Below are 23098 nucleotides of genomic sequence, written 5' to 3' on the forward strand. Positions count from 1 at the left end.
ATGCGTTTCGACCGCCATTTTCGTCATTCTGACGACCGTTCTCGTCGAAATGACGAAACCATTCATTTTCGATGACGAAGACCTCGCCGTTCGGGCCGCGGCTCAGCCCTCGATTCAGCCCGTCACCGAGCCGCGATCGACCTTGCGCGCAAGCACGATCGATGTGGTCGTGCGTTCCACGCCGGGTATGCCGCCAATCTGGTCGAGCAGATCGTTGAGGCGGTCGGGCGAATCGGCGCGCAGCCACGCCACGTAGTCGTACTCGCCGCTTACCGCGCACAGCAACTGCACTTCGGGCATTTTGCCGAGGCGCTTTTGCACATCGGGCCCATGGCGCGGCGCGATGATGAGTCCGACCCACGCCTGCAGGCTCGCGTCGAGCACATCCTGGCCGAGGCGCACGCCGTAGCCGGCGATCACCTGAGTGCGTTCGAGCCGCTCGATGCGCGCAAGCACCGTGGTGCGCGCGACGCCCAGGCGCCGTGCGAGATTCGCGACGCTTTCGCGCGCATTTTCCTGCAGCAGCGCGACGAGGCTGCGGTCGAGGTCGTCGAGTTGATCGAGGCGCGGAGGTCTCATCGGGCGGCGGTCTGTATGGGAAGTCTGAACGGCGTCATTATCGCGCGCGGGTGAGCACGCCGGCGGCGCTCGCGGCGCGCAAGTCATGCACGACGGGTATTTCCACGCGTTTCGTTTGTAAGCAAGTGTCGCAGCCGGGGCGTGGCGAAGCGAGAACGTGGTACTAATAACGCCTGCAGCCATTCTGGCCATGCTACCCGCTACGAAATGATTCAAGGAGTCACAATGAAGAAAGCTTTCGTCATCCTTGCCGTCTCGCTCTCGATGAGCGGCGCGTTCGCGCAAAGCGCTGCGCCGGCCGCTTCGGCAACCGCCGCGGCCGCGTCGAGCGCCGATGTGCGCGCCGCGCAGCATCAGCAGCGTGTCGAGGAGCGCATCACGTGGCTGCACACGCAGCTCAAGATCACGCCCGAGCAAGAACCGCAATGGAAGACGTTCGCCGACACCATGCGCAGCAACGGCGAGACCATGGCGAATCTCTTCAAGCAGCGCGCGGAAAGCGAAAGCTCGCGCAACGCGCTCGACGACATGAAGCAGTATGCGCAGATCGCCCAGGCGCACGCGGACGACATGCAGAAGCTCGTCTCGGCGTTCGAGCCGCTCTACACGAGCCTCTCGCCGGAACAGAAGAAGCTCGCCGATCAGTCCTTCCGCCACGGCAATGAGCACGGCCCGTCGGGCAAGCCGGGGCATCCGAAGCACAAGGGCAAGGCCAAGCCGTCGGCAGACGCCGCAGCGAGCGACACCGAAGCGGCCAGCACGCCGGCCGCGCAGTAAGAAGGAGTAAGGCGCACCCGCGAATCGGGCTGCGCGCCCATGCGTGCGCGACGGCCCGATCCAGGGTACCCTTGCGGACCGCGCGACGGCCGGGCGAAACTGCCCGGCCGTCGCTTCTTTGAAAGCCGCTTTTTGTGAAGCCCGTCCGCTGCTGCCGCCATGATTGAACTGACCCAACTCGACCTGCGTGTCGACCCCGCCGCACAGCGCGTCGTCAAGGACGAGACCGTGAGCGTCGAGTTCGCGGCCGTTGCCGGCGAGCTGATGAGCCTCGAAGGCCCGAACCGCTATGCGCCCGGCGACGCGATCATCACCGGTTCGACCGGCGATCGCTGGGTCGTCTCGCGCGACAGGTTCGATGCGAAGTACCTGCCGGCGAGCGACACCCTCGCGCACGGCGAGGCAGGCGCGTATCGCAACCACCAGGTCGTGGTGCTCGCAAGGCGCATGGACGAGCCGTTCACGCTCGTGCGTTCTGCCGGCGGCGACCGGCTTGGCGGCGTGGCCGGCGACTGGGTCATGCAATACGCACCCGGCGACTATGGCGTCGTGCAGGCCGCACGTTTCGCCAAGGTCTACAAGCTCGCCGACTGAATCTCAGCGCAACGCAAACTGGGCGCACTGCGCCCATCGCTTCAAGCCAATGCGCTTCGAGCAAGCGCTTTACGCAAATTCTTCGTCCAGCGCGATCGTCACCTCGCGCGGCACGTCTTCGCCCTTCGCGTGCTGTTCCTCGAGCGATTCGATCGTCGCCTCCACGTAGGCTCGCAACACCGCGAAGCTGCGCCCGCGCAGCCGCGGCGGCAATGCGCGATAGCGTGCGAGCGCGGCGGGTGCGATTGCCACCGTGAGCACCATGCGGCGCGCCTTCGAGCCGAAGCGCATCGCCACCCAGTGCACGACCAGTTGCGGCACGCCGTTTTCATTCGGCTCTTCGGCAAAGCGCGTCTGCTCGGGAAAGATGTCGGCGATCACGCGGGCGAGCTCGTCGAATTCGGGGCTCGCGCATTCAAACAGATAGGCTTCCATTGACGCCAGAAAAAAGAAGTAAGACGCGCGCACTTACGCCGCGCGTGCGACGCGCCGCTGCGGGCGGCACGTCCTGAAAAGCACGACGGCGACCACCACGGCCGCCACCACATACAAACCGTCCACGGCCACGAGCGGCACGAGACGCGCCTGATACATCGCGGCAGGCACGTCGATGAGCGCGTGCACGAGGATCGCGAGCGGCAAAATCCCCTTCCATCCCGCGCGCACACCGCGCCACATCAGCACCGACAAGGCAATCTGGAACACGAACGCGGCCGTGCGCTCGAGCGCAAAGACGCCCGCGAACAGCGGCGAAAGGCTAGCGAGAATCAGATGCACGCGCAAGACCGAGTCCATCGTGAGATTGGAGAGATGCTCGTCGAGATCGCCGCGATTCGCGAGCACCGCGAACACGATCCATTGCAACTGCACGAGCACGCCGACGAACCACGCCTCCGCACCCGCATGGCCGATGCCGTAGCCGAAGGCCGCGCTGTCTGCGGGCGCGTTGGACTTGCCTGCACCGCGGCGCGCGATGAGCCGCATGGCGATATAACGCCCGACCTCCTCGCACACGCCCGCCGCGAGTGCGCCGTACAGCACGAAGAAAACGGGGTTCGAAAGGACCTGCGCGACGGCGGCGTTGCCGTGCAGCATGTAGTCGTTGATGGCGCGCTCGATCACAGCCACGAACAACGCGAAGATGGCGACGCCCGTGACCGTATCGCGCCAGTCGAGCGCGAACGGCACACGCAGCCGGCGATACAGCGATACGGGCAAGGCGGCGACAAACAGCGTCGCGAGCGATAGGCAGACGAGCGTGATCGGAGCTACGGACATGGGCTTCCTTATGACGTTCGGCACGCACGCACGCGCGCCGCAGCCCGAATGATCGCAGATATCGGCGCTTGCGCGCAGCCCCGGCTGCGCGAGAGCCCCGCAATCGCGCCGTCCTCACCCCAGCGTCGAAGCCCTCACCACCAGTTCGCCCTCGAAGGCCGCCGCGCGTGCCTTGGGCGCCGCGCCCTCGATGCGCTCGTGCAGAAACTCCACCGCGCGATAGCCGATCTCGCGCGTCGGCTGGCGGATCGTCGTGATGCCGGCAAGCTCGGCCCACTCCGGATCGTCGATGGCGACGAGCGCCACGCGCTGCTGCCACTGCGCGCCGAGGGCCGCTTTCAGATGCAAGGCGAGGCGCAGCGCCACCGGCGCATTGGCCGCGAACAACGCGCAACGCGCACCGCGTGCCAGTGCCTGGGCCACGTGGGTGTCGAGCGCCGCGAGCGCGGTTTGCACGGCGGCTTCGTCGTGGAGATCGAGCACGTGCGTGAGGCCGCGGGCCGCGCCCTTCGTAGCCTGCATCGACTCGCGAAACGCCGCTTCGCGCTCGCGCCGCGAACTCACCTGTTCGAACGGCTGCACGACGAACACGATGTCGTCGTAGCCGCGCGCAAGCAGATGCTCCGCGCCGAGGCGCACGGCCGCCGCGTTGTCGAGGCCGACCATGTCCGCATCGAGGCCGTCGACGGTCCGGTCGATCAGCACGGCCGGAATGCCGCCGCTGCCCACGGGTTTCAACATCGATTCGCGCACGCCGAGTGCGTTGACGATCACGCCTTCCACGCGATACGTGGTGAGCAGCTGGAGATAGCGCCGCTCCATGTCGATCTCGTTCGCCGCGTGGCAGATGAGCGGCATGTAGCCGAGCGCGTGACACGCCTCTTCCACGCCCTGCAGAATCTCCACCGAATAGGGATTGGCGAGATCGGCGATCAGCAGGCCGAGCAGACGGTTGCGGCCGCGCTTGAGCCCGCGCGCCATCTGGTTGGGACGATAGTCGAGCCGCTCGATCGCCGCCTCGATGCGCGCGCGCAGGTCGGGCGAAAGCACACCCAGCTCGCCGTTCAGATAGCGCGAGATGCTGGTCTTGCCGGTGCCGGCTTCGCGCGCCACGTCGCTGATGGTCGCGCGGCGCGGCGCCGTGGCCGCGGCGCCCTTTTCCGCCGTATCGACGTCACGCTCGCGATCCGCGCCGCCCGCAGCCATGCTCATCGCGCGAGCACCTCGCGGTTGACGACGTTCACATCGAGCGTGCCAGCGAGCGCCGCGACGAGGTTCTCCGCTGCGCAGCGCGCCATCGCGTGACGCGTCTCGTGCGTGGCCGAGCCGATGTGCGGCAGCGCCACCACGTTCGGCATGCGCAGCAGCGGCGACGCGGGATCGATCGGCTCGCGCTCGAACACATCGAGGCCCGCGCCGTGGATCGTGCGAGCTTCGAGCGCCGCGATCAGCGCTTTTTCGTCGACGGTCGCGCCGCGCGAAGCGTTGATGAGAATCGCGCTCTTCTTCATCTTCTTCAACTGTTCCGCGCCGATCAGATGGCGCGTGGCGTCGGTGAGCGGCACCTGGAGGCACACGAAGTCCGAGCTTGCGAGCAGTTCGTCGAGTTCGACACGGCGCGCGCCGTAGTTGCGCTCGGCCGCTTCGTTCGGGCTGCGGTTCGTGTAGAGCACCTTCATGTTGAAGCCGAGCGCCGCGCGCCGCGCAACGGCGCCGCCGATGCGCCCGAGCCCCACGATGCCGAGCGTTTTGCCCTGCACGTCCACGCCGAATTGCGCCGGGCCGATGCTGCCCTTCCACTGGCCCGCCTTGACCCAGTCGGCCAGTTCGACCACGCGGCGAGCGCTCGCGAGGATCAACGAGAAGACGGTGTCGGCCGTCGATTCGGTCAGCACCTCGGGCGTGTGGGCGAGCACGATGCCGCGCTTGGTGAGATCGGGCACGTCGAACTGGTCGTAGCCCACGGAGATCGTCGAGAGCGCCTTCACGCGCGAACCGTCCAGCATCGCCGGTGCGATCTTCACGCTCGCGCCGATCGCGCCGTCGGCGTCTTTTAGCGCGGCGGCGAGTGCGCCGGGCTGGTCGGCATCGACGTCGATCAGTTCGGCATGCTCGCGCAGATAGTCGGCGACATCGGCGGGCAAGGCTTTGTAGACAACGATTTTCGGCTTCATAAGTGCGCTAGAAAAGAGAGGTTATTTTCCGTGAGCCGGCGATGCATAACCACGGACGGCGGCGCGCTGCGGCCTGACGGCGAGCGTCAGGCCCACCGAAACGAGCAGCGCCGCGCTCATGAACGCATAGGATGCCGCAGGCGAGCCCGTCGCGCCATTCAGATACCCGACCACATAGGAGCCGACGAACGAGCCGAGTGCGCCCATGCTGTTGATGAGCGCCATCGCACCGCCGGCCACGTTCTTCGGCAGCAGCTCCGGCACGATCGCGAAGAACGGGCCATACGGCGCGTACATCGCCGCGCCCGCCACCACGAGCAGCGCGTACGAGATCCAGAAGTGCGTCGAGCCGAGTGCGTAGGAGAGCGCGAAGGCGAGCGCGCCGACCAGCAGGAACGGCCACACGAAGGCGCGGCGATTGTCGAGCTTGTCCGACGCCCACGAGGCGGCCAGCATCGCAATGGTCGCCGCGAGATACGGCACGGCGGAGAGCCAGCCCGTTTCGACCATGCCGAGCGCCGAGCCGTTCTTCACGATCGAGGGCAGCCACAGCACGAAACCGTACACGCCGATGCTCCAGCAGAAGTACTGCGCCGAGAGCAGCATCACGGCAGGCGTGCGGAACGCCTCGGCATAGTTGCGCACCGGCTTGATGGCGGCCTGCTCGGCGCGCATCGCGGCGTCGAGTGCGCGCTTTTCATCGTCGGAGAGCCAGTTGACTTGTGCGGGCTTGTCGCGCACGAGCAACCACCAGCACACGGCCCACAGCACAGCCGGCACGCCTTCGGCGATGAACATGTGACGCCAGCCGAAGGCATGCACGAGATAGCCCGATACGACCGACATCCACAGCACCGTGACCGGATTGCCGAGGATCAGGAACGTGTTGGCGCGCGAGCGCTCCTTCTTCGTGAACCAGTTGCTGATGAAGATGAGCATGGCGGGCATCACGGCCGCCTCGACCACGCCGAGCACGAAACGGATCGCCATGAGCGACGGAATGTTCGTGACGACGCCCGTGAGCGCGGCGCAGCCGCCCCACAGCACGAGGCTCACGAACACGAGCGTGCGCACGCTGCGGCGCTCCGCATACACGGCGCCCGGCAGCTGGAAGAAGAAGTAGCCGAGGAAGAACAGCGCGCCGATCAGCGACGAGAGCCCCGGGCTGATGCCGAGATCGCGATTGATGCCGGCCGCCGAGGCGAAGCCGTAGTTGGCGCGGTCGAGATAGGCGAGGCTGTACGTGATGAACACGATCGGCATGATTGCCCACCAGCGGCGCGGTGCGAGCGAGGTTGAGGTCATCGGTGTCTCCAGTTGAATGGGGCTCGGTACCTGACAGTGCCGCCCTCTGGTCTCATGTTGTCTGGCGCGCCGCACTTTGCGTTGCGCCGCCTGTTCCGCTATGCGGCTGCCTGCGTTTGCGCGGCTTCGAGCGCATCGAGCTGCGCGCGCGTCGGCAAGCCTTCCGAGTCGCCGATCACCTGAACGGCCAGCGCGCCGATGCGGTTGCCGCGAGCCACGGCCGCGGCAAGCGACCGGCCCTCGAGCAGCGCGCTCACCACGCCCACGGCAAAGCCGTCGCCGGCGCCCACGGTATCGACCACGCGCTCCACGCGCTGCGCCGCGACGCGGCCCTGCTCGCCTTCGGCCGTGGCGTAGTACGCGCCCTCTGCGCCGAGCTTTACGATCACGCCGCGTGCGCCGCGCGCAAGATAGAACTGCGCGATGGCTTCCGGGTCGTCCGAACCCGTCAGCACAAGGCCTTCACCGACGCCGGGCAGTACCCAGTCGGCGAAGCTCGCGAGTTCGTTGAGCGTGCCAACCATTTCGGCTTGCGAGCCCCACAGCGTCGGGCGCAGATTCGGGTCGAACGAGATCGTGCGCCCCGCGGCGCGCATCTCGTGTGCAAGCTTGAACGCCAGTTCGCGTGAAGAGGAAGAGATGGCGGGCGCCACGCCGCTCAGGTGCAGATGGCGCGCGCCGAGCACATAGTCGGCCTGATAGTCGCGAGCCGAGAGCTTGCTCGCCGCCGAGCCGCGACGGAAATACTCGACAGCGGGATCGCTGCCGTCGTCGTTCTTCGACTTGAGCTGGAAGCCGGTCGGAAAGCGTGTGTCGGTGCTCACGCAACGCGCGTCGATGCCTTCGTGCGCGAGCACGTCGCGCACGAACTCGCCGAACGAATCGGCGCCCACGCGGCTCATCCAGCCCACCTTGAAACCGAGGCGCGCGAGGCCGGTCGCGACATTGAGCTCCGCACCCGCCGCGCGCTTCGTGAAATGCGCGACCTGGGCGAGCGGACCCGGCTCCGTGGCGACGAACATCGCCATCGCTTCGCCGTAGGTGATGACATCGAGTGCTTCGGTCATGAGATGCGTTCCTGATGAATCGTATGGAGTCTGGTGCGCGGTTTCGAGGCTTCGCGCGGCGCTCAAGCGGCCGCGAGCCATTCGACGTAATGCGCGGCGTCTGCGTGTACGCGCGCCGGATCGAACGGAAACTCGATGCCGCGCGGCACGTGTGTCGGCAGCAGCGCGAGTGCGGCGCGGCACAGCGCGTCGTCGTCGCCCGGCGCGGCAGCGAAGCGGCGCGCGCCCTCACCCACCACGGCCTTGCAATGGATGTATTCGACGTGCGGCGCGAGCGCGGCGGCGGCGAGCAGAGGCGGCTCGCCCGGCCATTGCCAGTTGCCGATGTCGAACGTCATCCCGATCACACCCGGCGCGCCGCCCTCGCGCAGCGCGTTGAAGAGGCCGATGAACTGGTCGAGCTTGCCGCCCTGCTCGAGCTGACCGTTCTCGACGACGACACGCGGGCCGTTGCGCGCGTCAACGGTGTCGCCCGTGCGTGCGCCCAGTGCTTCGAGCAGGCTCGCGAGGCGCGCCGCGCTGGCATCGCCTGAGAAACCGCCCAGTTGCAGCTTCACGAAACGCGCACCGAGCGCCCGTCCCGCGGCGACCGCGGCGCCAAGCGCCGCCTCGTCGAGCGCGCCATTCTCGCCATAGAGCGCGTCCGGTGTGGACCAGACGCGCCACAACCCTTCGTCCGCAAGCGCCTTTCCGAGCGCGCGCAGCGCTTCGGGCTGCGCGTCGGCATCGTGCATCAACTCGCGCCGCACCTCGAACGCGTGCGCACCCGCGCGCCGCGCGAGCCGGCTCCACGCCGCGTGTCCGTCACGCCAGATTGCCTGCGCCCCGAAGGCGCTCGCCACGATTGCTACTTCCGCCATTGCCGTCATCCCGTTGCCTGCCGTCGCGCACTTCGTTTTTTGGAACCGGTTCCAAATCCAGGCCAAAAAAAAGCGCCTGCGCGCCGGTTAATTAGAGCGGATAGTGCGCGTTAGCCGCTTGGGCCGCCATTCTGGATTGCCCTGGGTCTGGTGGATCAGGCGCCAGGAACATCGGCGAGACACAGTTCCAGGAAGCGCTGCGCAACGCGCGAAGCCGCGCCCGCGTGCGGCACCAGGATGGAAAAGCGCCGCGCAAGCGGCTCGGGCCCAAGGCGGATCTGCCGCAAGGCGCCGTTCTCGTGACGCATCGACATGGCCGATACGAAGCCGATGCCCATACCTGCTCGCACTGCCTCCTTCACGCCCTCCACGCCCGCGATCTCCAGCGCAACGCGCATGGGCACGCCAGCGCGAGCGAACGCCCGCTCGACCACCTGGCGCACGCCCGAGCCATCCTCGCGCAGGACCAGCGGCCACTGCGCGAGCGCTCCCACCGTAATGGCCGGCATCGCGGCGGCCGTCTCCCCCTGCGCGTCGAGCTGCGACGCCAGTGCGTGAGAGCGCGGCACGATCGCGACGATTTCGTCCTCGTGCCAGGCATGCACGGCGGTATCCGGCGGCAGTTGCTCGCCCACCGGGCCCTCGATCAGCGCGATATCGACCGCGCCGAGCATGCCCACGACGTCCGTCGAATTTCCGCTCGACGTCTCGAGCTTGACCTGCGGATAGCGGCCGTGGAACTGCGCCACCAGATACGGCAGCCGGTAGCTCGCGGGCGTGGTGGTCGCGCCGATGCGCAGCGTGCCGCGCTCGAGGCCGCGCAACGCGTCGCGGTAGGTGAGCGCGTCGCGCCAGGTGTCGCGCAGGCGCGCTGCGTAGCCCGCGAGCTGTTCGCCCGTGGGCGTGAGGCGCACCCCCCGGCCGTCGCGCTGATACAGCGGCTCACCGATCTCCTCCTGCAGCAGCCGCAACTGGCCCGAAACGGCCGGCTGCGACAAATGCAGTGCCAGTGCAGCTCGACTGATGTTGAGATGCTCGGCGACAGCAGCGAAAGTTATCAGTTGTTCCGGGGTCATCGAGGGAAACCATCGTGTTGTCCTATATATTACGTCACAAATCACGATTTTTCATATCGATATACCTAAATTAGGATTAGGCCATTCGATAGCGACCTGTTCGCTACCCCATTTTCCGCCGCATCGCCCGGTAGAGAGGCCGTCATGTCCACACCCAGTCTTGCGCACGCATCATCGCCGTCCACCCGCGGGCAGCTCAACGGCGTCCTGTTCGTCGCGCTGTTCGCGGCCGCCGTCACCAGTGTCGCGTCGCTGCCCGCGATCGCCGGGCTCGGCATGAGCCCGCTGATCGTCGGCATCGTCGCGGGCGCGATTTACGGCAATGCGCTTCGCGACGGCATGCCCGAAAGCTGGGCCGCCGGCGTGAACTTCTCCGCGCGCAAGCTGCTGCGCATCGCCGTGGCGTTCTTCGGACTGCGCGTGAGCCTGCAGGAAATCGCCCAGGTCGGCGTGCCGGGGCTCGTCGAGTCGGTCGTGATCGTCGTGAGCACACTCGTGATCGGCACCTGGGTCGGCATGAAACTGCTCAAGCTCGACCGCGACACCGCCATTCTCACGGCAGCCGGCAGCGCGATCTGCGGCGCAGCGGCCGTGCTCGCATTCGAATCCACATTGCAATCGAAGCCGCACAAGAGCGCCATGGCTGTCGGCAGCGTCGTGCTGTTCGGCACGCTTTCGATGTTCCTCTACCCGGTGCTGTTCCACGCGGGCTGGCTGCATCTCGACACGCTCGGCGCCGGGCTCTTCTTCGGCGGCACGATTCACGAGGTCGCGCAGGTGGTGGGCGCCGCGAGCAACGTGAGCCCGGAGGCCACGCACATCGCCACCATCGTCAAGATGACGCGCGTGATGCTGCTCGTGCCTGTGCTGCTCGTGCTCGGCGTGTGGCTCAATCGCTCGGCGCGCAGCAAGGCAACGGCCGACGGCCACGCCAGCCAAGGCGGCGCGCGCAAGCTCGCGGTGCCCTGGTTCGCGCTCGGTTTCCTCGCGCTCGTGATCGTCAATTCGCTCCACGTGCTGCCCGAGACGGCCACCCACGCGGTCAACACGCTCGACACCTTCGCGCTGACCATGGCGATGACGGCCCTCGGCATCGAGACGCGCGTCTCGCAGATTCGCCAGGCCGGCCCGCGGGCGCTGACCGCCGGTTTCATCATCTACCTCTGGCTGGTCGGCGGCGGTCTCGCGATCACCTGGGGCGTGCAGCGCCTGTTCGGATGACCCGGCGCCCGAGGGCCGCGCGCCCCGACCCGATCCCTTGTGCGCCGGCGCTCCCGGCCACCGGCCCCGCCTGCGGCGGGGCTGTTTGCGTTTCTGCGCGCGGCCCCCTTACGCCATCTCGCGTGCGCACGCCACACGCGAACCAGGCGCGAGCGTTGCGAGCGATACTGTGCGTTGCTGCCCGTTGCGTGGGCAGCGGCCGCGCGGGCCGTGGCGAGCACGGCCATGAACGCAAGGGGACGACCGATGGCATACGAACTCTATTACTGGGACGGTCTGCAGGGCCGGGGCGAATTCGTGCGGCTCGCGCTGGAAGAGGCGCAGGCGCCCTACGTGGACGTGGCGCGCGGCGAGAAGAAGGACGGCCTCGGCATCGGCGCGATGATGGGCGAACTGGAGAGCGACGAACCGTATCCGCCCTACGCCCCGCCCTTCCTCAAGGACGGCGACCTGATCGTGCCGCAAACCGCCAATATCCTTTTCTATCTCGGCCCGAAGCTCAAGCTCGCGCCGCGCGACGAGAGCTTGCGCATCGTCGCGAACGGCCTGCAACTGACGATCGCGGACCTCGTGACCGAAGCGCACGACACCCATCATCCGATCGCGAGCGGGCTCTACTACGAGGACCAGAAGGACGCAGCGAAGGCGCGCTCGGCGGATTTCATCGCGCATCGCATTCCGAAATTCATGAGCTATTTCGAGCGCGTGCTCGCGCAGAATCCGGAAGGCCCGCGCCACATGGTGGGCAACGCGCTCAGCTATGTCGATCTGTCGATGTTTCAGATCGTCGAGGGCCTGCGCTACGCCTTTCCAAAAGCGACGAAGCATTTCGCGGATCACTATCCGCATGTCGTCGCGCTGCGCGACGCCGTGGCCAAGCGCCCGAATATCGCCGCCTATCTCGACTCGGAGCGGCGGCTGCCGTTCAACGAAACGGGCATCTTCCGGCACTACCCCGAACTCGACCGGGCCGTGCGCTGAATGCGCGCGGGCCGAGGAAGGCGTCCGCCACCGCCTGGTTTCGTGCACGCGGCGCGCAATTGCCGTGCAGTTGCTGCATTGACCCGTTATGCTTCCCGCCGCACGTCGCGCCCTGCGCACGCGCGGCTTTCTTTCACCCGTAACCTGACCCGCCCGCCGTGCTGTCATTCCTGCTGAAACTGCGCACCCGCGCCCGCGATCTCTTTCGCTTGTCCGACGCCCATACGATGCTGATCTGGTCGGTCATCGTCGGCGTGGCGGGCGCGTTTGCGACCGTGATCTTTCGCGAGGGCATCGCGTATGTGCAGATGCTCTTCGCGGGCAGCGAAGGCAGCCTCGTCGAGATGGCGCGTCACCTGCCGTGGCACCGGCGCATCTGGATGCCGGCGGCAGGCGGCTTCATCGCGGGATGCCTGCTGCTGCTCGCGCGGCGCAAGGCGCCCGGCAGCAGCGGCAAGGCGATGCACGCCGACTACATCGAGGCGGTGGCGATCGGCGACGGCGTCATGCCCGTGGGCACGAGCATCTGGCGCAGCCTCTCGTCGCTCTTCACGATCGCGAGCGGCGGCTCGATCGGCCGTGAAGGCCCGATGGTGCAGCTCGCCGCCCTCGCCGCTTCGCTGATCGGCCGCTGGGTCCACTTCGATCCGTCGCGGCTGCGCCTGCTCGTCGCGTGCGGCGCGGCGGCCGGTATCACCTCGGCGTACAACGCGCCCATCGCCGGCGCCTTCTTCGTGACCGAAATCGTGCTCGGCTCCATTGTCATGGAAAGCTTCGGGCCGATCGTCGTTTCCTCCGTGGTCGCCAACATCACGATGCGCGAGTTCGCGGGCTACAAGCCGCCGTACGAGATGCCCGTGTTCCCGCCGGTGACGGGCGTCGAGGTGCTGCTCTTCGTGGCGCTCGGCCTCCTTTGCGGCGCGCTCGCCCCGCAGTTCCTCATGATGATGGCCACCGCGAAAAAGGGCTTTGGGCGCATCAACGCGCCGCTGCCCGTGCGGCTCGCGCTCGGCGGTCTGGTGGTCGGCATTCTTTCGGTTTGGACGCCCGAGGTGTGGGGCAACGGCTATAGCGTCGTGAACTCCATCCTCCATTCGCCGTGGACCTGGACGGCGCTCGCCACGGTGCTCGTTTTCAAGCTCATCGCGACGGCCGCGACGGTCGGCTCGGGCGCCGTGGGCGGTGTGTTCACGCCGACGCTCTTCATGGGCGCCGTGCTCGGCTGCCTGTTCGGCCAGGGCATGCACACGCTCTGGCCCGACGGCACCTCGGCGTCGTACGCCTACGCGATGGTGGGCATGGGCGCGTTCCTCGCGGGCGCGACCCAGGCGCCGCTCATGGCGATTCTGATGATCTTCGAGATGACGCTGAGCTACCAGGTGGTGCTGCCGCTGATGCTCTCGTGCGTCGTTGCGTATTTCGTCGCGCGCGCGATCGGCAAGGCGTCGATGTACGAAATCACGCTGCATCGCAACCGCGAGGAAGCCGAACGCATGCGCCTGCGCATGACGCAGATGCGCGAGCTGGTGCGCCCCGCGCAGACTGTCGTGCTGGAGAGCGCCACGGTGCAGGAGATGACGCGCGTGTTCCTCGAATATCCGGTCAAGTACCTCTACGTGACCGACGAGACGGGGCGCTTTCTCGGCGCGGTTGCGCTCGCCGACATCACCTCGGACCTGCTGCAAAAGCGCGATACCGCGCACAAGCACGCCCGCGACTACCTGAAGCCGACGTTCGACGTGCTCACGCCCGACATGCCGCTCGCCGTCGGCCTGCAGCACTTCATGTCGTTTCAGGGCGAACGCCTGCCCGTGGTCGAAAGCACGCGCGAGCCGACGCTCGCGGGCGTGGTGTACAAGACGTCGCTGCTCGATGCCTATCAGCGCATGAACGCGGAGCGGTAGGCTTCGCCCGCGCGCGAGGCGCGTGGCAAAGCGCAGCGGATTTTCTAGAATCTAGAGGGAAAACGCGCTTCGCGGCCCGCGCTGTGCGTGCGCGCACCGTCGTGCGCACAGGGGGCCAGCGAGAATCGACGCGGGGATGACCGGAGCGAAGATGAGCGAACCCTCACTCGAAGCCGTACGCCGCGACCACGCGGGCTGGATATTCGTGCACTTGCAGGGCGAGCCTTACGACCGCGGCGAGCAGCACGGCAAATTGCTCGCCACCGAAATCCGCAATGCGATTCGCACCGCGCGCTACCTCGCGAAGTGGGACACGGGCGAAGACTTCGACACCTTCGTCGACGCCGCGATCATGCAGTTCGCGCCGCGCCTCGACACCGAATTCGCCGACGAGATCCAGGGCATCGCCGACGGCGCCGGTCTCAAGTTCGCCGAAGTGCTCGCCTGGAACGGCTACATGGACCTGCTGCAGAGCTGGTGGCCGGTTCATGTTGCGACACAGCAAGCGCAGCCCGCGGTGCGCCCCTGGCGCGGGCGGCGCGGCCACCATTGCAGCGCCTTCATCGCGACGGGCAGCGCGACGCGCGACGGCCGCATCGTCATGGCGCACAACTCGTGGGACCGCTACGCGGCCGGCGATGCCTTCAATATCGTGTTCGACATCGTGCCCGACTCGGGGCACCGTATCCTCATGCAGGGCCTGCCCGGCTGCATCTCGAGTCTCACCGACTTCTGGATCAACGGCGCGGGCCTGATGGTGACGGAGACGACCATCTCGAACTTCGTCGGCTACCGCGCGAACGGCGCGCCTGAGTTCTATCGCTCGCGACGGGCGACGCAGTATGCGTCGAGCATTGCGCAATGGTGCGAGATGTTCGCGCAGGCGAACAACGCGGGCTATGTGAACAGCTGGCTGCTCGGCGACACCAAAACGGGCGAGATCGCGCGCTACGAACTGGGCCTGCAGCACGCGGGCTTCGAGAGCACGAAAGACGGCTTCTACAGCGGCTTCAACGCGGCCACGGACCTCAAGATCCGCAACCAGGAGTGCACCGGCGAAGCCGACGACTACACCGACGTGCGCCGCAACGGCGCGCGCCGCCTGCGCTTCATGCAACTCGCGCAGGAGCACCGCGGCGCGATCGACGCCGAACTCGCCAAGGCGATGATCGCGGACCACCACGACGTCTACCTCGAGCGTAGCGACAACCCGTGCTCGCGCACGATCTGCGGCCATCTCGAACTCGACGACGCGCGCTTCGGCGGCGCCGACCACGGGCCGTTCAACCCGTGGGGCGCGAACGACGGCAAGGTAGTCGACAGCGAAATGGCGCGCGATCTGTCGTTCTGGGCGCGCTGGGGCCATCCCTGCGGCCGCCCGTTCGACGCCCAGGCGTTCATGCAGCGCCACCCGCAATGGAACTGGCTCAACGGCTATATGCGCGACCGCCCGTCGTGGCCCTGGACGCGCTTCGAGGCGCTGCGCAGGCCCTCGCCTTAGTCCCGCGTAGCGGCAGTGCCGGCAAAAAAGCACGCGCGTTCGAGACGTGTCGGGTCATTTCCTGCCATCATGGTATTTCCGTATGCGCGTCGCGCACATGAGCCGTCCAGGCGGCTCGTTGCGCCTTCGCGTAGCGGCGCGCCTGGCCGCCCCGGCTGGCGCGGCTGCCTGCGCCGCCAACCCACGCTGGCGGATGCGGTACGGCGCTTGCTGCGACCTGTGGGCCGCATGAGAAAGGAGGTCGAGCGATGAAAACCTCGACACTGATGACCACCGTGCTGTTGTCGGCGTCCTGCTTCGCCGCTCCGGTACGTACCGCGCAGGACTCACCGGTCACCCCGACCAGCGCGCACATCCCGCTCGCAAGTGGACAGTCCCACGCCTACGACGCCCCCGTCGCGCCCCCTGCCCCCAACGTGCCCGCGACCGCAAACGGTCCGCAACACTGGGAGTACCTCACGCTGCCCAGGTCGCATCGGCTGGACAAGACGCTCAGCCCGGACCTGCACGAGCAGACCTGAGCCTGACCGGTACCCCCGTTTGCGAACAAGCGGCAAACCAAAGTGGCGCATGAGCGGCAAATGAGCGGCGCGTGCGCACGCCGCGAGGGCGTGCGAGTCGGATTGTGTATGCTTGAGGCGCGGCGCTAGCGCTGCGCGCCGCAAAGCAGACCGGGCGCGAACAAAATCTGAAAAACAAACCGCACAACAAACGAGACGACGACGCGGACCGCCAACGCCGGCCGCCCGCGCAAAGGACGCCACGCATGTCAGCCTCTCGCATTCCCGACGAACCCATCGATCTGCAATTCGCCGACGTGCTGCGCGAAGTGCGCTGGCCCGCCAACAAGGACGAACTCGTGGACGCCGCGCGCGAAGCCGGCGCGAGCAACGAGGTGCTCGGCATCCTCGACGGCATGCCCGAGCAGGATTATCAGGACGTCGCGTCCGTTACGCGGCTGATCGGCAGCAACTACGGCCCTGGCCTCGGCTCCTGACGCGCGCGCGTCGTGGGCTGCGTGCACGCCGGGCTCACGCGTCGCGGCCGAACACCACGCGCGCGAGGAAAGTCCCCAGCACGGCTTCGACGACTGGCGGCGTGACATGCTGCGGATCGGCCGTGGCGAGAAACTGCACCCCGTCGCACAGCCCCATCAGCCCGAGCGCGAGCAATTGGGGATCGAGCGGCACCGGCATGCCCGCACGCGCCGCAAACTCCTCGATGTACACGGCAAGACTCTCGCGCTTTTCCTTCATGAAGGCGTTGTAGCGCGTGCGAAAGCGCGCGTCGCGCGCAGCCAGCAGCCTGGCTTCCACCCACAGCAGGAAGACCTTGTTGTCCTGCGGCATGCGGCTGTAGTAGGCGAGCACGCGCGCCTCCATCTGCTCGCGCGAGACCTCGGTCTCGAAGATGGCGCGCAGGTCGGTCTGCATCGCTTCATGATCGCGCCGCAGCAATTCCACGAGCAGGTCCGACTTGCCCGAAAAGTTCGAGTAGAACGCGCCGCGCGTGTACCCCGCCGCGTGCGCGATGTCCTCGACGCTCGCGCCCACGAACCCTTTTTTCATGAACACGGCCTGCGCGGCGTCGAGCAGGCGCTCGCGCGTCTGGTCGCGGCTTTGTTCGCGGGTGAGTCGAATGCGCTTCATGGCGTGGGGCGTCGCTATGTATCACGGATGGACGCGAGTCTAGCACTGAAACATTCCTCGGATTCAGTTTCGCACTCAGATACAAGGTTGTATTAGAATCCGGCTCATCATCCCAAGTCCGGGTCGGTGCGCGAGCCGCGCCGCGCCCGCGACTCAACGGCGGCGCAACCGGTCCGGCGGCATTGCGGTCTGCGTGCGCACCCAGCCTATCGAGGTCCAGGTGAATCGTCGCGGTCGTGGCGCATCGAGCAGAATGCGCAGTGGTACCGGTAAGTTCAGTGCACCGTGGCGGCATGCCGCGAATGTGTTTCTCGTGCTCGGTGTGGCCGCGCTGGCTGCCTGCGGCAAGGAAAAGGAAGCCCCGCCGCAGCCGCGCCCGGTCGTCTCGATGACCGTGCACCCCGACGGCGGCGGCGTGAGCCCCGTCTATCCAGGCGATATCGAGGCGCGCAACGCCACGCCGCTTTCGTTTCGCGTGAACGGCAAGATCATCGAGCGCAGCGTGCGCCTGGGCGACAGCGTCAAGCCCGGCCAGACCCTCGCGCGGCTCGATCCTGCAGACTTCGAAAAGAACGCGGCCAGCGCGCAGGCCCAGTTCGACGCCGCGCAGCATCGCCTCGTCTTCGCGAAGCAGCAGCTCGATCGCGATACCGCCCAGTCGGCGGCCAATCTCATCGCCCGCGCGCAGCTCGAACAGACGCAGGATGCCTACGCCTCGGCCGCGGCCCAGCGCGATCAGGCGCAGCAGCAGCTCGCGCTGGCAAAGAACCAGTTGCGCTACACACAGATCGTAGCGGACCACGCGGGCGTCATCACCGCCGAAAACGCCGACACCGGCCAGAACGTGCAGGCCGGCCAGGCCGTCTACCAGCTCGCATGGAGCGGCGACGTCGACGTGGTATGCGACCTGCCAGAGCGCGCCGTGGCCGCGCTGCACACCGGCGACACCGCGCAGGTCACGCTCGGCGCCCTGCCCGGTCGCCACTACATGGCGCGCCTGCGCGAACTCGCCGCCGCGGCGGACCCGCAAAGCCGCACGTGGCGCGCGAGGCTCACGCTAGAACGTCCCGATGCCGACGTGCGTCTCGGCATGACCGCCAACGTGGCGTTCGCGGCACCGAGCGAGGCCAACGCGCCGGCCGCGTTTACCGTGCCGGCCACCGCGCTCTTCCACGACGGCGCAGCGCCCGCCATCTGGGTCGTCCACGCGCCCGACAACGTGCTGCAATTGCGGCGCGTGAACATCGCGCGCTACGACGCGCGCACGATCACCGTGGCGGGCGGATTGCAGGACGGCGAACGCATCGTGCTGCAAGGCGTCCATACCGTCCACGCGGGCGAGCAGGTACGGCCGGTGGCGCCGCTGCATCCCGAGGACCTCGCGTCATGAGCCAGACGACGGACTCGGGCCCCGGCGCCGATCACGAAGAGGGCCGCTTCAACCTGTCGGCGTGGGCGCTGCGGCATCGGGCACTCGTCACCTTTCTCGTTGCGCTCGCAACGATCTTTGGCGCGCTCGCCTATACGCGTCTTGCGCAATCGGAAGACCCGCCCTTCACGTTCCGCGTGATGGTCATCCAGACCTTCTGGCCCGGCGCGAGCGCGCGCCAGGTCGAGGATCAGGTGACGACCCGCATCGGCCGCAAGCTGCAGGAAACGCCGTATATCGACTTTCTGCGCAGCTATTCGCGGCCCGGCGAATCGCTCGTGTTCTTCACGATGAAGGACTCCGCGCCCGTGAGCGAAGTGCGTGAGACCTGGTACCAGGTGCGCAAGAAGGTCGGCGACATCGCGTACACGCTGCCCCAGGGCGTGCAAGGGCCGTTCTTCAACGACGAGTTCGGCGACGTCTACACCAACATCTACGCACTGGAGGGCGACGGCTTTTCGCCCGCGCAACTGCACGACTACGCGGACAAGCTGCGCGAGCAGCTGCTGCGCGTGCCCGACGTCGGCAAGGTCGATTATTTCGGCGATCCGCAGCAGCGCATCTACATCGAAATTCCGAACACGCAGCTCACACGCCTCGGCATTTCGCCCACGCAACTCGGCCAGGTGATCGGCGCGCAGAACAGCGTCTCCGCCGCAGGTACGCTCACGACCGCCGACGACCGCGTGTTCGTGCGCCCGAGCGGCCAGTACGAGGACCTCGAGGCGCTCGCCGATACACTGATCCGCGTGAACGACCGCACGTTTCGCCTCGGCGACATCGCGACGATCCGGCGCGGCTACGACGAGCCGCTCGCCACGCAGATGCGCTTCCAGAACCAGGCCGTGCTCGGTATCGGCCTCACGATGCAGCCGGGCGGCGACGTGATCCGTCTCGGCAAGGCGCTCGATGCGCGCGTCGAGCAGTTGCGCGCGCAACTTCCCGCGGGCCTGAGGCTCGTGGAGGTGTCGAGCATGCCCGATGCGGTCTCGCGCTCGGTGGACGACTTCGTCGAAGCCGTGGCCGAGGCCGTGGGCATCGTGCTGCTCGTGAGCCTCGTTTCGCTGGGCGTGCGCACGGGCATGGTGGTGGTCATCACCATTCCGATCGTGCTCGCCGTCACCTCGCTCGCGATGTACCTCTTCGGCATCGGTCTGCACAAGGTGTCGCTCGGCACCCTCGTGCTCGCGCTCGGCCTGCTCGTGGACGACGCCATCATTTCCGTCGAGATGATGGCGGTGAAGCTCGCACAGGGCTGGAACCGCACGCGCGCCGCTGCATTCGCCTACACCAGCACCGCGTTCCCGATGCTGACCGGCACGCTCGTCACCGTTTCGGGCTTCCTGCCCATCGTGCTCGCGAGGTCGAGCACCGGCGAGTACACGCGCTCGATCTTCCAGGTCTCCGCCATCGCGCTGATCGCCTCGTGGTTCGCGGCCGTCGTGTTGATTCCGCTGCTGGGCTACCGGCTGTTGCCGGAGCGCAAGCCCGATCCGGATGCGGCGCACGCCGCCCATGGCGACGATCACGAGCACGAGATCTACGACACGCGTTTCTATCGGCGGCTGCGTGGCTGGATCGGCTGGTGCATCGAGCGCCATGCCATCGTGCTCGTGCTGACCATCGCGCTGTTCGTGGCCGCGCTCGCGTGCTTCAAGCTCGTGCCGCAGCAATTCTTCCCGAGTTCCGACCGGCCCGAGTTGCTCGTGGACGTGCGCCTGCCCGAAAGCGCCTCGATCGATGCGACGCTGCGCCAGACGAAGCGCCTCGAAGCGGCGATCAAGGGCCGCCCCGAGATCGACCATTTCATCGATTTCGTCGGCACCGGCGCGCCGCGTTTCTATCTGCCTCTCGATCAGCAGTTGCAGCAGCCCAATTTTGCGCAGTTCGTGATCACGACGAAGTCGGTCGAAGATCGCGAAAAGCTCGCCAGCTGGCTCGAACCGATGCTGCGCGACAAGTTCCCCGCCATCCGCACGCGCCTCTCGCGGCTCGAGAACGGGCCGCCGGTCGGCTACCCCGTGCAGTTCCGCGTGAGCGGCGACGACATTCCGACCGTGCGCGACATCGCGAACAAGGTGGCGGCGACGATGCGCGCCGATTCGCGCACCGACAACGTCAGTTTCGACTGGGACGAACCGGCGGGACGCTCGCTGCACTTCCAGATCGACCAGCAAAAGGCGCGCGCGCTCAATGTCTCGTCGCAGGACATCGCCAACTTCCTGCAGATGACGTATTCGGGCTATACCGTCACGCAGTTTCGCGAGCGCGACAAGCTCATCAGCGTCGATCTGCGCTCGCCCGCTGCCGAGCGCGTCGATCCGGCCCGCCTGCTCACGCTCGCCATGCCTACGCCCAACGGCCCGGTGCCGCTCGGAGCGCTCGGGCATCTCGCCAACGATCTAGAGTACGGCGTGATCTGGTCGCGCGACCGGCAGCCGACGATCACCGTGCAGTCCGACGTGCGAGCGGGCGCACAGGGCATCGACGTCACGCATGCGCTCGACGGCAAACTGGAGTCGATCAAGCGCGCGCTGCCGCCCGGCTACCACATCGAGGTGGGCGGCTCCGTCGAGGAAAGCGCGAAGGGCCAGGCATCCATCTTCGCGCAGTTGCCGGTGCTCGCCATTGCCGTGCTCACGCTGCTCATGATCCAGCTGCAAAGCCTCACGCGCGTGCTGATGGTCGTGCTGACCGCGCCGCTCGGCCTGATCGGCGTGGTGATCGCCCTGCTCCTGTTCGGGCAGCCGTTCGGCTTCGTGGCCATGCTGGGCGTGATCGCCATGTTCGGGATCATCATGCGCAACTCGGTGATCCTCGTGGACCAGATCGAAACGGACATCCGCGCCGGGCACAAGCGCTTCGACGCCGTGGTGGGCGCCACGGTGCGCCGCTTCCGGCCCATCATGCTGACCGCCGCGGCCGCCGTGCTCGCGCTCATCCCGCTCTTGCGTTCGAACTTCTTCGGGCCGATGGCGACGGCGCTAATGGGCGGCATCACGATTGCGACCGTGCTCACGCTGTTTTTCCTGCCCGCGGCTTACGCGGCCGCGTTCCGCGTGCGCAGCAGCGAGACTGACGAGACCGGCAAGACGCCGGAACAGGCATCATGAAGACGGATTCTTCGACATTGGCGTCGGGCCCGCGTGCAACGGCGCGTTCGCCCGCAACACGTTTTCCGCACGCGCCCGGCTTGCTCGCCGCATGCGCCGCGCTCGCGCTGGCCGGCTGCGCGATGGGACCGACCGGTGAGCCGCCCGCCATGCCGCAGCCCGAGCACTACGGTGTGCAGGCGCAACCGGCACAGACGGTCGCCGCCCAGGGCGTCGCGCAGCAGTTCGTGACGGGCGCGGAACCGGTGCCGCAATGGTGGACGCTCTACGGCTGCGACGCGCTCGATGCGCTCGTGAACGAGGGCCTCGCCAACAGCCCGAACCTCGCCGCCGCCGACCACAACCTGCAAGCGGCGCGCGAGCAGTTGCGCGGCCAGATCGGCAGCTCGCTGCTGCCGACCGTCGACGCCATCGGCATCGCGCAACGCCAGCAGCAACCCGCGATCCCACAGTTCGGCATCGACCGGCTGCAATACGCGATTTTTGCGGGCTTGATCGACGTTCGCTACACCTTCGACGTGTTCGGCGCGACCCGCCTGAACAACGCGGCGCTCGCCTCGCGCGTGAACGTGCAGGCGTTCCAGTTCGAGGCCGCGCAGCGCGCGCTCGCGGCGAACATCGTGGCAAGTGCGCTCGGCGCGGCAACGCTGCATGCGCAGATCGACACGACCGAACAGCTGATCGCGCTCGCCAATGCGCAGGCCGACGACGTGCAAAAGCGCTACGCGCTCGGCTCGGCCTCGCGCACCGATCTGCTCAGCGCGCAGCAGAGCGCGGCGTCGCTCGCGGCGAGCCTGCCGGGGCTGCGTCAGCAATGGGTCGCACAGCGCCATGCGCTCGCCGTGCTGATCGGCCGCACACCCGACCAGGCGCCGCCCGACCTCGATCTCGCCAGCCTGACCTTGCCCGCGCAGGTACCGGTAGTCATCCCTTCAGAACTCCTGAGAACCCGACCCGACATCGAAGCCGCCGAAGCCACGCTCAAGGCGGCCGCGGCGGGCGTCGGCGCCGCCACCGCGCAAATGTACCCGAGCATCACGCTTTCGGCGGCGCTCGGCCAGGGCGGCTTCAGCTGGCCGGTGGTGACTTCCGGCGCGGGCGCGCTGTGGGCGATCGGCGCTTCGCTTTCGCAGCCGATTTTCCACGGCGGCGCACTCGTTGCGCAGCGGCGTGCGGCGTTGCAGTCCTATGAGGCAGCCAACGACACCTATAAGCAAACGGTGCTCACGGCGTTCCAGGATGTCGCCGATCGTCTCGCCGCGCTCGATCACGACGCCCAGGCGCTCGACGCAGCCAGTACCTCGGCACGCACGGCCCAGGGCGTCTACGAGGACACCCACGCGCGCTACAGGTTGGGCGCGGTGCCGTGGTACGCGGTGCGCCAAAGCGAGCAGCAATGGCGTAACGCGCGGCTCGACGAAATCCGCTACCGCGGCACCCGGCTTGCCGATACGGCCGCCCTCTTCCAGGCGATGGGCAATCCGCCGGTCAACCCGGCGACGCTCGGCGGCGGGCGCGGGACGGACACGGCCGCTGCCGCATCGGACGCTGGAGCCGCCGCACAAGGCAAGTAACACTCGCGATTGTCCG

General features: G+C 67.4%; 21 protein-coding genes. 11 read left to right on the top strand and 10 right to left on the bottom strand.

The features are described 5' to 3' along the window. Window positions 1-114 precede the first annotated feature (114 nt). On the bottom strand, window positions 115-579 hold the full coding sequence (locus tag AB4Y43_RS12220) for an Lrp/AsnC family transcriptional regulator (protein WP_042265707.1): 465 nt from the start codon (window positions 577-579) through the stop codon (window positions 115-117). Between the two features lie 225 nt (window positions 580-804). On the opposite strand from AB4Y43_RS12220, the gene AB4Y43_RS12225 reads away from it, so the two are divergent. Together AB4Y43_RS12225 and AB4Y43_RS12230 are read left to right on the top strand one after the other, a co-directional pair. Continuing rightward, complete coding sequence (locus tag AB4Y43_RS12225) at window positions 805-1356, top strand: Spy/CpxP family protein refolding chaperone (RefSeq protein ID WP_368617603.1); 552 nt, start codon at window positions 805-807, stop codon at window positions 1354-1356. 159 nt (window positions 1357-1515) lie between these two features. Further along, entirely contained in the window at window positions 1516-1950 is a 435-nt protein-coding gene (locus AB4Y43_RS12230; RefSeq protein WP_368605381.1) for a PGDYG domain-containing protein, read from the top strand. A 69-nt stretch (window positions 1951-2019) separates the two neighbouring features. On the opposite strand, the gene AB4Y43_RS12235 is transcribed toward AB4Y43_RS12230, so the two are convergent. The 8 genes from AB4Y43_RS12235 to AB4Y43_RS12270 all read right to left on the bottom strand — a co-directional run bounded on the left by AB4Y43_RS12235 (window position 2020) and on the right by AB4Y43_RS12270 (window position 9710). Next, complete coding sequence (locus AB4Y43_RS12235; RefSeq protein ID WP_368617604.1) at window positions 2020-2385, bottom strand: DUF3022 domain-containing protein; 366 nt, start codon at window positions 2383-2385, stop codon at window positions 2020-2022. A 33-nt stretch (window positions 2386-2418) separates the two neighbouring features. Next, complete coding sequence (locus AB4Y43_RS12240; RefSeq protein WP_368727902.1) at window positions 2419-3228, bottom strand: YhfC family intramembrane metalloprotease; 810 nt, start codon at window positions 3226-3228, stop codon at window positions 2419-2421. Window positions 3229-3342: 114 nt separating this feature from the next. Further along, the gene (locus AB4Y43_RS12245; protein ID WP_256094779.1) at window positions 3343-4440 is read right to left on the bottom strand and encodes a LacI family DNA-binding transcriptional regulator; all 1098 of its coding nucleotides are present in this window, start codon (window positions 4438-4440) and stop codon (window positions 3343-3345) included. Further along, window positions 4437-5402: a 2-hydroxyacid dehydrogenase gene (locus AB4Y43_RS12250; protein WP_368727903.1), complete on the bottom strand. Its 966-nt coding sequence runs from the start codon at window positions 5400-5402 to the stop codon at window positions 4437-4439. Before AB4Y43_RS12250 ends, AB4Y43_RS12245 begins: the two co-directional genes overlap by 4 nt. Before the next feature lie 21 nt (window positions 5403-5423). Beyond that, window positions 5424-6707 (bottom strand): MFS transporter, encoded by a 1284-nt coding sequence (locus tag AB4Y43_RS12255; protein ID WP_368727904.1) that lies wholly within the window; start codon window positions 6705-6707, stop codon window positions 5424-5426. 98 nt (window positions 6708-6805) lie between these two features. Next, complete coding sequence (locus AB4Y43_RS12260; RefSeq protein WP_368727905.1) at window positions 6806-7774, bottom strand: sugar kinase; 969 nt, start codon at window positions 7772-7774, stop codon at window positions 6806-6808. A 62-nt stretch (window positions 7775-7836) separates the two neighbouring features. Beyond that, window positions 7837-8634 (bottom strand): TIM barrel protein, encoded by a 798-nt coding sequence (locus tag AB4Y43_RS12265; RefSeq protein ID WP_368727906.1) that lies wholly within the window; start codon window positions 8632-8634, stop codon window positions 7837-7839. Window positions 8635-8789: 155 nt separating this feature from the next. Beyond that, window positions 8790-9710: a LysR family transcriptional regulator gene (locus AB4Y43_RS12270; protein ID WP_069265683.1), complete on the bottom strand. Its 921-nt coding sequence runs from the start codon at window positions 9708-9710 to the stop codon at window positions 8790-8792. A 144-nt stretch (window positions 9711-9854) separates the two neighbouring features. Between AB4Y43_RS12270 and AB4Y43_RS12275 the strand changes: the two genes are divergently transcribed. The 6 genes from AB4Y43_RS12275 to AB4Y43_RS12300 all read left to right on the top strand — a co-directional run bounded on the left by AB4Y43_RS12275 (window position 9855) and on the right by AB4Y43_RS12300 (window position 16314). Then, window positions 9855-10931 carry a YeiH family protein gene (locus AB4Y43_RS12275; RefSeq protein WP_069265682.1) on the top strand — a complete coding sequence of 359 codons (1077 nt, stop codon included), beginning with the start codon at window positions 9855-9857 and terminating at the stop codon, window positions 10929-10931. 246 nt (window positions 10932-11177) lie between these two features. Next, window positions 11178-11912 carry a glutathione S-transferase gene (locus tag AB4Y43_RS12280; protein WP_069265681.1) on the top strand — a complete coding sequence of 245 codons (735 nt, stop codon included), beginning with the start codon at window positions 11178-11180 and terminating at the stop codon, window positions 11910-11912. A gap of 158 nt (window positions 11913-12070) precedes the next feature. Then, on the top strand, window positions 12071-13816 hold the full coding sequence (locus AB4Y43_RS12285; RefSeq protein ID WP_368683026.1) for a ClcB-like voltage-gated chloride channel protein: 1746 nt from the start codon (window positions 12071-12073) through the stop codon (window positions 13814-13816). Between the two features lie 151 nt (window positions 13817-13967). Then, window positions 13968-15317 carry a C45 family autoproteolytic acyltransferase/hydolase gene (locus tag AB4Y43_RS12290; RefSeq protein ID WP_368727907.1) on the top strand — a complete coding sequence of 450 codons (1350 nt, stop codon included), beginning with the start codon at window positions 13968-13970 and terminating at the stop codon, window positions 15315-15317. A gap of 248 nt (window positions 15318-15565) precedes the next feature. Further along, window positions 15566-15838: a hypothetical protein gene (locus AB4Y43_RS12295; protein ID WP_069265679.1), complete on the top strand. Its 273-nt coding sequence runs from the start codon at window positions 15566-15568 to the stop codon at window positions 15836-15838. A 245-nt stretch (window positions 15839-16083) separates the two neighbouring features. Next, on the top strand, window positions 16084-16314 hold the full coding sequence (locus AB4Y43_RS12300) for a DUF2795 domain-containing protein (protein ID WP_069265678.1): 231 nt from the start codon (window positions 16084-16086) through the stop codon (window positions 16312-16314). Window positions 16315-16348: 34 nt separating this feature from the next. Here AB4Y43_RS12300 and AB4Y43_RS12305 read toward each other — a convergent pair whose 3' ends face one another. Continuing rightward, the gene (locus AB4Y43_RS12305; protein WP_069265677.1) at window positions 16349-16966 is read right to left on the bottom strand and encodes a TetR/AcrR family transcriptional regulator; all 618 of its coding nucleotides are present in this window, start codon (window positions 16964-16966) and stop codon (window positions 16349-16351) included. 253 nt (window positions 16967-17219) lie between these two features. Here AB4Y43_RS12305 and AB4Y43_RS12310 point away from each other — a divergent pair, with 253 nt between their 5' ends. Genes AB4Y43_RS12310 through AB4Y43_RS12320 form a run of 3 tightly spaced genes read left to right on the top strand, consistent with a single transcriptional unit; the run spans window position 17220 to window position 23082 of the window. After that, the gene (locus AB4Y43_RS12310; protein WP_368727908.1) at window positions 17220-18356 is read left to right on the top strand and encodes an efflux RND transporter periplasmic adaptor subunit; all 1137 of its coding nucleotides are present in this window, start codon (window positions 17220-17222) and stop codon (window positions 18354-18356) included. Further along, the gene (locus AB4Y43_RS12315) at window positions 18353-21508 is read left to right on the top strand and encodes an efflux RND transporter permease subunit (RefSeq protein ID WP_368727909.1); all 3156 of its coding nucleotides are present in this window, start codon (window positions 18353-18355) and stop codon (window positions 21506-21508) included. The genes AB4Y43_RS12310 and AB4Y43_RS12315 overlap by 4 nt, the downstream gene beginning before the upstream one ends. Continuing rightward, entirely contained in the window at window positions 21505-23082 is a 1578-nt protein-coding gene (locus AB4Y43_RS12320) for an efflux transporter outer membrane subunit (protein WP_368727910.1), read from the top strand. The genes AB4Y43_RS12315 and AB4Y43_RS12320 overlap by 4 nt, the downstream gene beginning before the upstream one ends. Window positions 23083-23098: the final 16 nt, after the last annotated feature.

This window comes from Paraburkholderia sp. BR10872 (assembly GCF_040965835.1).
Taxonomy (GTDB): Bacteria; Pseudomonadota; Gammaproteobacteria; order Burkholderiales; family Burkholderiaceae; genus Paraburkholderia; species Paraburkholderia nodosa_A.

Coding starts and splice junctions, on each gene's coding strand:
- AB4Y43_RS12280 (WP_069265681.1), top strand. CDS start 11,178: ATGGCATACGAACTCTATTACTGGGACGGTCTGCAGGGCCGGGGCGAA.
- AB4Y43_RS12265 (WP_368727906.1), bottom strand. CDS start 8,634: ATGGCGGAAGTAGCAATCGTGGCGAGCGCCTTCGGGGCGCAGGCAATC.
- AB4Y43_RS12270 (WP_069265683.1), bottom strand. CDS start 9,710: ATGACCCCGGAACAACTGATAACTTTCGCTGCTGTCGCCGAGCATCTC.
- AB4Y43_RS12320 (WP_368727910.1), top strand. CDS start 21,505: ATGAAGACGGATTCTTCGACATTGGCGTCGGGCCCGCGTGCAACGGCG.
- AB4Y43_RS12250 (WP_368727903.1), bottom strand. CDS start 5,402: ATGAAGCCGAAAATCGTTGTCTACAAAGCCTTGCCCGCCGATGTCGCC.
- AB4Y43_RS12225 (WP_368617603.1), top strand. CDS start 805: ATGAAGAAAGCTTTCGTCATCCTTGCCGTCTCGCTCTCGATGAGCGGC.
- AB4Y43_RS12230 (WP_368605381.1), top strand. CDS start 1,516: ATGATTGAACTGACCCAACTCGACCTGCGTGTCGACCCCGCCGCACAG.
- AB4Y43_RS12255 (WP_368727904.1), bottom strand. CDS start 6,707: ATGACCTCAACCTCGCTCGCACCGCGCCGCTGGTGGGCAATCATGCCG.
- AB4Y43_RS12275 (WP_069265682.1), top strand. CDS start 9,855: ATGTCCACACCCAGTCTTGCGCACGCATCATCGCCGTCCACCCGCGGG.
- AB4Y43_RS12260 (WP_368727905.1), bottom strand. CDS start 7,774: ATGACCGAAGCACTCGATGTCATCACCTACGGCGAAGCGATGGCGATG.
- AB4Y43_RS12300 (WP_069265678.1), top strand. CDS start 16,084: ATGTCAGCCTCTCGCATTCCCGACGAACCCATCGATCTGCAATTCGCC.
- AB4Y43_RS12290 (WP_368727907.1), top strand. CDS start 13,968: ATGAGCGAACCCTCACTCGAAGCCGTACGCCGCGACCACGCGGGCTGG.
- AB4Y43_RS12310 (WP_368727908.1), top strand. CDS start 17,220: ATGCGCAGTGGTACCGGTAAGTTCAGTGCACCGTGGCGGCATGCCGCG.
- AB4Y43_RS12220 (WP_042265707.1), bottom strand. CDS start 579: ATGAGACCTCCGCGCCTCGATCAACTCGACGACCTCGACCGCAGCCTC.
- AB4Y43_RS12295 (WP_069265679.1), top strand. CDS start 15,566: ATGAAAACCTCGACACTGATGACCACCGTGCTGTTGTCGGCGTCCTGC.
- AB4Y43_RS12240 (WP_368727902.1), bottom strand. CDS start 3,228: ATGTCCGTAGCTCCGATCACGCTCGTCTGCCTATCGCTCGCGACGCTG.
- AB4Y43_RS12235 (WP_368617604.1), bottom strand. CDS start 2,385: ATGGAAGCCTATCTGTTTGAATGCGCGAGCCCCGAATTCGACGAGCTC.
- AB4Y43_RS12305 (WP_069265677.1), bottom strand. CDS start 16,966: ATGAAGCGCATTCGACTCACCCGCGAACAAAGCCGCGACCAGACGCGC.
- AB4Y43_RS12315 (WP_368727909.1), top strand. CDS start 18,353: ATGAGCCAGACGACGGACTCGGGCCCCGGCGCCGATCACGAAGAGGGC.
- AB4Y43_RS12245 (WP_256094779.1), bottom strand. CDS start 4,440: ATGAGCATGGCTGCGGGCGGCGCGGATCGCGAGCGTGACGTCGATACG.